Source organism: Halomonas halodenitrificans DSM 735, assembly GCF_000620045.1.
GTDB lineage: Bacteria > Pseudomonadota > Gammaproteobacteria > Pseudomonadales > Halomonadaceae > Halomonas > Halomonas halodenitrificans.
The window spans coordinates 1-8,589 of the sequence record NZ_JHVH01000038.1 but is presented as its reverse complement, the minus strand read 5'-3'; the positions used below and the strand labels follow the sequence as shown (position 1 = coordinate 8,589).

Sequence of the window (8,589 nt, the reverse complement as noted above, 5' to 3'; positions counted from 1 at the left end):
AAGTACACCGCGGCCTTTTTTGTTATGGCCAATTCCTCTGACATTTCAGAGAGTTGCCGCTTAAGTCGAGCGTTCTCATCGGCCAGTTTTTGCTCGCGATCGGAGGTGTTCTTCTTCTGCTGAGCTTTGGCACGCCATTGATAGAGCTGGCTTGGCTGCAGACCCAGCTCACGAGCAGCAGCGGCAGCCCCCACTCGGTCAGCGAGGGCAAGCGCCTCCTCGCGGTAGGCATCAGAGTAACGGGCACGTGTCTTCTTCATCGGAGTAGCTTGCTTTGCCATGGGTCACCTCGTTGAGTGTATACCTTAACGGGGTGTCCACTGTTGGTGGGCAAGATCAGTCGGCGGCGTAGGTGTGGGTGTTGGCAGCACAGGGGCCGGCGGTGCAGGCGGTTGTGGCGGCGGCGCAGGTGGTGGCAGTGGTGGAGGATGTTAAACCTTGAACCCAGGTTGACACATAGGGCTACTCCCCATCGCCGTGCGCGCACCGTTGCGTCTGCGGCGCAGTTTAACAAGGCAAGGGATGAATACTGCTCGGAGACACTGCCAGAACGAACGGCGCTGCCCGGTCCCCTGGACACGCAGCGGCCAGAGAGCGAGAGAAGGCATGATGGAACTGGATACCGTATTACGGGCACTGCTGTTTGTCAGCCCCGTGATCGCAGGGGTGGTATTGGTGATCTACGCCCGTTCGCTTACTGGCGTCAACGGGTTAGACGACCTCAGTCAGAGCGATACTAAACACCGCGATACTAAACACCGCGCTGAACAAGGCGATGCCCAAGCGCAGAACAATTTTGGCGCCATGTACCTCAACGGCAGGGGCGTTTTTCCTCGGAACACCACTAAAGCTGCTGAGTGGTTCCGCCAAGCCGCGGAACAGGGCCTTGCCTCCGCGCAGCACAATCTGGGCGTCATGTACCACAACGGCATAGGAGTTCCCCAAGACTACACCCAGGCTGCTGAGTGGTTCCGCCAGGCCGCGGAACAGGACTTTGCCGCCGCGCAGTACAATCTAGCCGTCATGTACGACAAAGGCAGGGGCATCCCCCAGGACGACACCCAAGCCGTCGAGTGGTACCACCAGGCGGCGGAACAGGGTTTTGCCGGCGCGCAGCACAATTTGGGCGTCATGTACGTCAACGGCAGGGGCGTCACCCAGGACGACACCCAAGCTGTCAAGTGGTACCGCCAGGCCGCGGAACATGGCATTGCCGACGCGCAGCACAACCTGGGCATTATGTACCTCAAAGGCGAGGGTGTTCCCCAGGACGATACTCAAGCCGCTGAATGGACTCGCCAGGCCGCGGAACAGGGCATTATCGAGGCGCAATTCGGTCTCGGCTTGTTATATGGCGAAGGCAGGGGCGTTCCCCAGAACTACACTCAAGCCATCAAGTGGTTCTTCCGGGCGCAGCGGAACAGGGCCTTGCAGAAGCTCAAAAAAATCCTGACATGAGGGACGACCAGGATCAGAGCCTGGTTTTCCAGCATTTTCTCGGCGCTGCTGTCCCAGCGATCCGTGGTGGAGACGATCAGCCACTTGCTGAAAATGACAGTAACGGCGAGCAGGCGTCGAAAGAGGCTCCGCAACCGAACTAAACCACTCCTTCGCGCAGCTCCAGGTGTTGAAAGGCAGGCTGCAGGCGATGCACGAGATCGTGCAGCTCGGCAGTCGTCGGGGCCGTTGTCACCGGTTGAGTGTAGGCTTCTTCCAGACACTGCTGAGGGCGTGCCATCTGGATAGCATAATGCGTCACTCCCTGCGCCGACAGCGATAGGGCCAAATCGCGTAGCGATGCCAGGGTCCAGTTGCGCCAGTGGACGGTCGTGCGGCACTCGAAGGCGACATCGCTGGCCAGTAGCTGGGCCAGACTCTCCCGATGGGCAGCAGCCATACCGCGTCGGCCGACAATGACGTCGAAGTTTTCGGCGCTACCCTTCACGTCCAGCCCCACCCAGTCGAGCCAGGGCAGCAGCGCCTTCAGGCGCCGGGGATAAACGCCGGCAGTGTGCAACCCGACCCTGAAGCCCAGGGCGCGAACCCGCGCGGCGGCCAGCGGCAAATCAGCATGCAGCATAGGCTCGCCGCCGCTGAACACGACGCCTTCCAGCAAGCCACGGCGCCTGTCAAGGAAGGCCTCGATCTCCGCCCACTCATCGGGCTTGGCCTTTCTCGGTTCGAGCATCTGCGGGTTATGACAGTAGCCGCAGCGCAAGGGGCAGCCCTGCAGGAAGACCACGCAGGCGAGGTGGTCGGGATAGTCCAGGGTGGTCATGGGTGTCAGGCCGGCCACAGGCAACTGCGGCCGACGGGATTCAATGGGGGACATAGCGGCAAATTCCGACCGGACGCCCGCAGGCGTCCGGCGTGGTGGTGGGTTTAACGGGTGGTGGCGTGCTCCCGGAAGTGGCAGCGCTCGTAGTGTTCGGACTGCTTGCCGTGGTTGAACTGGCTGACCGGGCGGTGATAGCCCATCACCCGAGTCCAGATTTCGCAGCGCTGACGCTGTTCGGTGGGCAGGGTTTCGGTGGAGTGGTTCATGAAAAGCTCCTCTTTACGATGATGACCCGTTCACGGGTCGGCAATGCCTCAGGCCGGGGTATCGGCCTGGGAGGCGCGCTGTGCCAGAAGGGCGTCGTCGCACTTCGGGCAGAACTCGTGTTCGCCGGCCAGATAGCCGTGCACCGGACAGATCGAGAAGGTCGGCGTCACGGTGAGATAGGGGAGGTGAAAGCTCGATAGAGCGGTGTGGACCAGCTTCCTGCAGGCGCTGGCCGAAGAGAGCCGCTCGCGCATGTAGAGATGCAGCACGGTGCCGCCGGTATAGCGCGTCTGCAGCGGATCCTGGTGGATCAGCGCCTCGAAGGGATCGTCGGTATGGCCTACCGGCAGCTGGCTGGAGTTGGTGTAGTAAGGCGCCTGGGCCGTCCCGGCCTGCAGAATACCGGGAAAGCGCTTGGCGTCCTCCTTGGCGAAACGGTAGGTGGTCCCCTCGGCCGGGGTTGCCTCCAGGTTGTAGAGGTGACCGGTGCTCTCCTGGAACTCACGCATCCGCTCACGCACATGCTCCAACACCTCGACCGCCAGCTGCTGTCCCTCAGGGTTGGCGATATCGTAGTAATCGTCGCTGATATTGCGCGCCATCTCGTTGAGGCCGTTTACCCCCAGGGTCGAGAAATGATTGTGCAGCGTGCCCAGGTAGCGTTGGCTGTAGGGATAAAGGCCGCCGTCCATCCACTGCTGGATGCATTCGCGCTTGATCTCCAGGCTGTCACGGCCCAGCTCGAGCAGCCGGTCCAGCTCGGCATAGAGCCCCGCCCGGTCACCGGCAAAGCGGTGGCCCAGGCGTGCGCAGTTGATCGTCACCACGCCCAGCGAGCCGGTCTGCTCGGCGCTGCCGAACAGGCCGTTGCCGCGCTTGAGCAGCTCGCTGAGATCCAGCTGCAGCCGGCAGCACATGGAACGCACCATGTGCGGCTCCAGGTCCGAGTTGAGGAAGTTCTGGAAGTACGGCAGGCCGTACTTGGCGGTTAGCGCAAAGAGCCGCTCGGCGTTGTCGCTGTGCCAGTCGAAGTCGTGCGTGATGTTGTAGGTGGGGATCGGAAAGGTGAACGTCCGACCGCGGCAGTCGCCCGCCTCCATGACCTCCAGATAGGCGCGGTTGAGCAGGTCCATCTCGGCCTGCAGCTCGCCGTAGGTGAAGGGTTGCTCCTGGCCGCCGATGACCGGCACCTGGTCGCGCAGGTCCGCCGGGCAAACCCAGTCGAAGGTCAGATTGGTGAACGGCGTCTGGCTGCCCCAGCGCGAGGGCACGTTGAGGTTGTAGATGAACTCCTGCACCGCCTGCTTCACCGCCGGGTAGTCGAGCCGGTCGAGGCGCACGAAGGGCGCCAGGTAGGTATCGAAGGAGCTGAACGCCTGGGCGCCGGCCCACTCGTTCTGCAGGGTGCCGAGGAAATTGACCATCTGCCCCAGCGCGCTGGAAAGGTGCCGGGGCGGCGCGCTCTCTGCCCGGCCCGGCACGCCGTTGAAGCCTTCGGTCAACAGGGTGCGCAGCGACCAACCGGCGCAGTAGCCGCTGAGCATGTCCAGATCATGGATATGTAGGTCCCCCTCGCGATGGGCGTCCCCCACCGCGGCGGGGTAGACCTCGTCCAGCCAGTAGTTGGCGATCAGCTTGCCCGAGGCGTTGAGAATCAGCCCGCCCAGGGAATAGCCCTGATTGGCGTTGGCATTGACACGCCAGTCGGCGCGCTGCAGATATTCATTGATCGTCGATGCCACCCCGACGGTACCGGGCTGCGGGTTTTCCATGGAGCACTCCTTCACTGACCGGATATCTATATATGGTACCAACCAGATATAAAAACACCATATGTTGTGGCCATGGAGTGTAGGTGCTTTCCAGCGGCAAAAAAATGATCCAGGTCATTAATAGACGGGTGAGAGGGATTTGCACTTTTTGCCTGCCTGTCAGAAACCATCCCGGCAGTCCTTCGGATGGGCGCGCCGTTCACTGCTTGCGCTGGCAGCCTATGGGCCTATGGGAAGCGAGACCCGGAGTCTCTGGAACGTTTGCGTGACGAGTTTGTCCGGTGTCATTATCAGGAGACGACTGCGCTAGCACATCGGGTGAGGCATCCGGCGTGCAGCAGACTTGTGAACGAAACGTGTCAGCAGACCTCTGCACGATCCTCGAAATTGTTCAGAACTCCTGTGCACGATGCAGACTGTCCGGGAAACACTCGGCTATCGGACACCCGCACAGGTGTTCCTGGGAGAATACTCAGGAGCCCTGGATACTGCAGGTGCAGCGCTTATTGTTTGAATTCAATATCATCTGCTAAAGATGCTATTAAAAAAATGGGTTTAAATATTTAATTACAATTAACTCAACTTCTCGCATTGCCAATACGCCGGATTTTTATGAGACACTATTGTCTGGAGCCAAAGTTATACCAAATGCCTCCTCCCCAGCTCAAAGATAAAACACGTTGAGTAACGAGCGACTCAAGATATTAGCTGTCGGGTTCCGCGTGATTGACGGCTCTTTTGGGTTCTTCGTCACTTCATGTGGATTGAGTGTGATTCAGCATGCGCCCCACAGGGCTACCGATCAGATAGATCATGGCGATGAAGTTGGCCTCGTTCCGATAGCCGCGTGCACGTGACCTGGCGGCCAGGAACAGACCGTTCATGCCTTCCAGGCGCGGTTGGTCAGGCCGGAGAGCCAGCGCCTTACCACCTGCTCGGCATCTCGTTCCAGCGTATTCAGGGCTTTCGCCATCGGTTTCAGGAGCGCGTTGTCGGCCACTGCAACGCGCATCACGTTCAGGTAGTGGGTGATCCGCCAGCGAGCGCCTCGTGGCGTCGGCGCCTGTTGGATCCACCTCAGCTTCTCCTTGATGATCCAGGCTTCCGCCGTGGCGCTACGGTCACTTACTAGCTCCTGGAGGGCGGTGACTTGGTTGGCTGTCAGGTTGCCGGCCTCGGTGTTCTTCAGCACCGCCCAGCGCAGTGCCTTGGGATGGGCTTGTTGGCGGTGCTCTCGCTTGCGGACCTCGTCCAGGGGCCTTGGTGAAAGTCTGCACGATGTGGAACCAGTCGACCGTCATTTCGGCGCTGGGCAGGTGCTCGGCCACGCTACTCAGGAAGGCCTGGGACATGTCACAGACGACTTCGACCACGTTGTCCGGGTCGCCGCCTGGAAGGCGCTGAAGGCCTCGATGGCGGCTTGCCATGGCCAGGCACAGCACAGATCACCGGCTCCTGAGGACGCTGCATGTCAAGGAGCACGGTGACATGGCGCTGGCCGCGTCGTGAGGCCGTCTCATTCAGGCCGGTAGCCGCGACCTCGGACAGCATCCGTCCCACATAGTAGTGCACGATGCGCCACAGGCGCTTGTCGGCAATCTCCAGCTGCCGGGAGACGGCCAGCACCGGCATCTCCTTGATCAGCGATATGGCAGCCTGCTCGAACAACAGGGTAAAGTCACTGCCGGGCCGTGCCCAGGGCACCTCGATGCGCTTGACACCATGCTCTTGGCACTTGGGACGCGTGCATGCAGATAGCAGTGGTGCTGGAAGAAGTTCAGATGCCGCCAGGTCTTGTCGGCGAAGTCATGGGCCGGGCAGGCCTGGCCGTACTCCGGGTAAGGGTAGAGGCTGCCTCGCTCAGCCTCGACATAGGGGTCCAGGCGATGAGGCGACACGGCGGTATCCAGGTGCTGGTCCTTGAGAACCCAGAGCGCTTCAAGGCCCAGGCCGAGGGTCAGAATCTGAGTGCCGTCCATGCTCTACCTCCTGTCCATGTGGAGGTCATATCCTGGCCCGGCTCAGGGGCGAATTCCACATCCAGCGACGAAGAGCCCCTTTTCATGGCAGTAGGCGCCCATCTCTGCTTCTGATGGGGGCCGTTTCAATCACCATGGCCAACTTGGCATCGGCCGACCATTCGTCTCCGGTTTTACGCTTGCCAGGCACAGACATTCCTTGTTGTCGGCATGTTTTCAGCCAACCATACAGGGTTGATCCTCGATGTCTGCTTCGGCGGCGACCGACGCCACACTACGGTTGTCTAGCGGCAACAATTACTTTAGCACTACGGCCTTACGTTCCTCGGAATAATGTGGCATGAACCATCCTATGCTGCCCATTCTGAGGTTAATTCAGGCGAAATCGCCAACTGGACAACTAAGCTGACAGAGGGGGTTACTTTGTTCCGTTATTCGGACTCCGCAGCGACGATCTTGCAGTCATGCGCTGGAGCGTATCGTCATGTTTGACGAAATGGTGATACAGCGCCGCTCCCAAATGGCCGAGTACCAGGGCCACGAATAGCCAGGAAATCGGCGCGTGCGATTCGCCTAGCATGATCGCCCAGGACATTTCCGTCTCGCGCTCGGCGAGAAGCTGGAGGCCGAAAAACCCCAGGGAATGGCCCTCGCCCACCATGATCAGAATGCCCGTCACCGGCATCAGTATCATGCAAACATAGAGCAAGAGATGCCCGCCTTTCGCCATCAGCTGCATGGCATGATGACCGCGGAGCTCTGGGCGATGTTCCCGCTGCCCCAGCATCCAGAGGACCCGCAGTGACACCAGAACGAGCAGTAGCAGCCCGATATCGACGTGCCAAGGAACGATGGTGTTGCCGATCCAGTGCTCACCGTCATTGATGTAGCCGCCGAGCGCCATGAACTGGGCGATGATGAGAAGCGCCATCGCCCAATGAAACAAAAGACTGACAGCGCCATAACGCCGGCGAGTATCGTGATAAGTCATTGATGCCTCCTATTACAGATGCCGTTGCTCAACGCCGTTTGTGACCGGTCACCATGGAACGAACCAGATTTTCTCGATGATGCACGCTTTCGTAGATCGCCGCCGCCACGTGCAGCGCGATCGCCACAAGGGTGATGTTCACCGCTATCTCGTGCACTTCTTCGATCGTCTCGCTGCCCCATCCCCAGTCGGTGGTCAGCAGCCAGCCGCTGACGCCGATCACACCGACGGCCGCGAGCAGGAAAAGGATCATGATCGCCGCCGCAGGATTATGACCAATATAGCGTGGCTCCTGTCCTTTCAGGGCGCGCCGCAGATAGTCGCTCAGGCGCTTGGGGCCCGACACGAAGTCACTGAAGCGTGCATGACGACTGCCGATCACGCCCCAGACCAGGCGAAAAAACACCAGCCCTAGGGCGACATAGCCGGACCATTCGTGGATGTCGCGGTTGCTGTCCGGAGTGAAGTAGGCGACGGCAAACGCCGCCACTAGGCTCCAATGAAAGACGCGCACCGCCGGATCCCAGACCTTGACCCGGTTGTCCCGGGTCATGGCGCTCGCTTTCGGGGTGTCAGTCATTGCGATACTCCTTTACGACCTCGCCGTTGACTGGGTTGAAGTAGATCTCGACTTTCACACCTTCTTTGTCCTCGCCGTAAATCTCGTAGCAGTTGCCATCGGTCACCTTGAACTCGTCGATGGTGTAGCCTTGATCGGCCAGCTCCTGCTGCATGGCGCCCTGGGACGTCCACTCGGACTCCGGCGCCTCGGTGCATTGCGGGCCCGCGACAGCGGCAGTGGTGAACAGCAGGGCGGCGCTGGCGACGAAATGACGGATTTTCATGGTAGCTCTCCTCGTTGATTCAGGGTGCATGCTGGTTGGCATATCCGTCATCGAAACACGCTAATCTGACGCGAACCTTAACGACGAAGACTTACAACCGATCCTATGCTTCTAGTTGTCGGGTCCCGTGTGATTGACCACCCGCTTGGTAAATAACTCAGGACGTTTGATCTGCCATTCCTTCATCACTGCAATCGGCGACTGATGGTGCAGCGCCTTCTGCGGGATATGGTGATTGTACAGCCAAGCGTAGCGTTTGAGTGTCTGTTCCAGATCCTCGCCTGAAACATAGCGCCGGGTCGAAAGCACGTCGCTGATCCGGCCGTTGAAGCGCTCTACCATGCCATTCGTCTGCGGCCGTCCCGGCTTGATTAGCCGGTGCTCGATACCATGGGCCTGGCACTCCTGATCGAAGAGATGGTGACCGCTGGGCTTGCGCTCGCCTGCCCGCGTGAAG

Annotated in this window: 9 protein-coding genes and 1 pseudogene; 1 reads left to right on the top strand and 9 read right to left on the bottom strand. The window is 60.1% G+C overall.

The annotated features are described in order from the left end of the window. Positions 1–281: transposase (locus tag Q358_RS0113685; RefSeq protein WP_027961316.1), on the bottom strand; the 281-nt coding region annotated here is incomplete at its 3' end. 325 nt (positions 282–606) lie between these two features. Between Q358_RS0113685 and Q358_RS19065 the strand changes: the two genes are divergently transcribed. Beyond that, positions 607–1,458: a tetratricopeptide repeat protein gene (locus tag Q358_RS19065; protein WP_051530398.1), complete on the top strand. Its 852-nt coding sequence runs from the start codon at positions 607–609 to the stop codon at positions 1,456–1,458. Positions 1,459–1,597: 139 nt separating this feature from the next. Here Q358_RS19065 and Q358_RS0113675 read toward each other — a convergent pair whose 3' ends face one another. The 8 genes and pseudogenes from Q358_RS0113675 to Q358_RS0113635 all read right to left on the bottom strand — a co-directional run. Then, the gene (locus tag Q358_RS0113675; RefSeq protein ID WP_027962500.1) at positions 1,598–2,332 is read right to left on the bottom strand and encodes an anaerobic ribonucleoside-triphosphate reductase activating protein; all 735 of its coding nucleotides are present in this window, start codon (positions 2,330–2,332) and stop codon (positions 1,598–1,600) included. Between the two features lie 50 nt (positions 2,333–2,382). Then, entirely contained in the window at positions 2,383–2,544 is a 162-nt protein-coding gene (gene nrdD / locus Q358_RS0113670) for an anaerobic ribonucleoside-triphosphate reductase (RefSeq protein WP_017428931.1), read from the bottom strand. A gap of 48 nt (positions 2,545–2,592) precedes the next feature. Beyond that, positions 2,593–4,317 carry a ribonucleoside triphosphate reductase gene (locus Q358_RS0113665; protein ID WP_027962499.1) on the bottom strand — a complete coding sequence of 575 codons (1,725 nt, stop codon included), beginning with the start codon at positions 4,315–4,317 and terminating at the stop codon, positions 2,593–2,595. A 755-nt stretch (positions 4,318–5,072) separates the two neighbouring features. Next, a pseudogene (locus tag Q358_RS18020) lies at positions 5,073–6,296 on the bottom strand (ISL3 family transposase). 418 nt (positions 6,297–6,714) lie between these two features. Then, positions 6,715–7,287: a cytochrome b gene (locus Q358_RS17560; RefSeq protein ID WP_051530395.1), complete on the bottom strand. Its 573-nt coding sequence runs from the start codon at positions 7,285–7,287 to the stop codon at positions 6,715–6,717. Between the two features lie 28 nt (positions 7,288–7,315). Then, positions 7,316–7,867 carry a cytochrome b/b6 domain-containing protein gene (locus tag Q358_RS0113645; RefSeq protein WP_051530393.1) on the bottom strand — a complete coding sequence of 184 codons (552 nt, stop codon included), beginning with the start codon at positions 7,865–7,867 and terminating at the stop codon, positions 7,316–7,318. Continuing rightward, positions 7,860–8,132, bottom strand: coding sequence for a PepSY domain-containing protein (locus tag Q358_RS0113640; RefSeq protein WP_027962497.1), 273 nt, complete (start codon positions 8,130–8,132; stop codon positions 7,860–7,862). The genes Q358_RS0113645 and Q358_RS0113640 overlap by 8 nt, the downstream gene beginning before the upstream one ends. A gap of 111 nt (positions 8,133–8,243) precedes the next feature. Continuing rightward, on the bottom strand, positions 8,244–8,589 hold a 346-nt coding region (locus Q358_RS0113635), incomplete at its 5' end, for an integrase core domain-containing protein (protein ID WP_027962496.1).

Bases quoted from the DNA above. Each gene is read 5' to 3' on its own strand.
- Q358_RS19065 (WP_051530398.1), top strand. From the start codon at position 607: ATGATGGAACTGGATACCGTATTACGGGCACTGCTGTTTGTCAGCCCC.
- Q358_RS0113675 (WP_027962500.1), bottom strand. From the start codon at position 2,332: ATGTCCCCCATTGAATCCCGTCGGCCGCAGTTGCCTGTGGCCGGCCTG.
- nrdD (WP_017428931.1), bottom strand. From the start codon at position 2,544: ATGAACCACTCCACCGAAACCCTGCCCACCGAACAGCGTCAGCGCTGC.
- Q358_RS0113665 (WP_027962499.1), bottom strand. From the start codon at position 4,317: ATGGAAAACCCGCAGCCCGGTACCGTCGGGGTGGCATCGACGATCAAT.
- Q358_RS17560 (WP_051530395.1), bottom strand. From the start codon at position 7,287: ATGACTTATCACGATACTCGCCGGCGTTATGGCGCTGTCAGTCTTTTG.
- Q358_RS0113645 (WP_051530393.1), bottom strand. From the start codon at position 7,867: ATGACTGACACCCCGAAAGCGAGCGCCATGACCCGGGACAACCGGGTC.
- Q358_RS0113640 (WP_027962497.1), bottom strand. From the start codon at position 8,132: ATGAAAATCCGTCATTTCGTCGCCAGCGCCGCCCTGCTGTTCACCACT.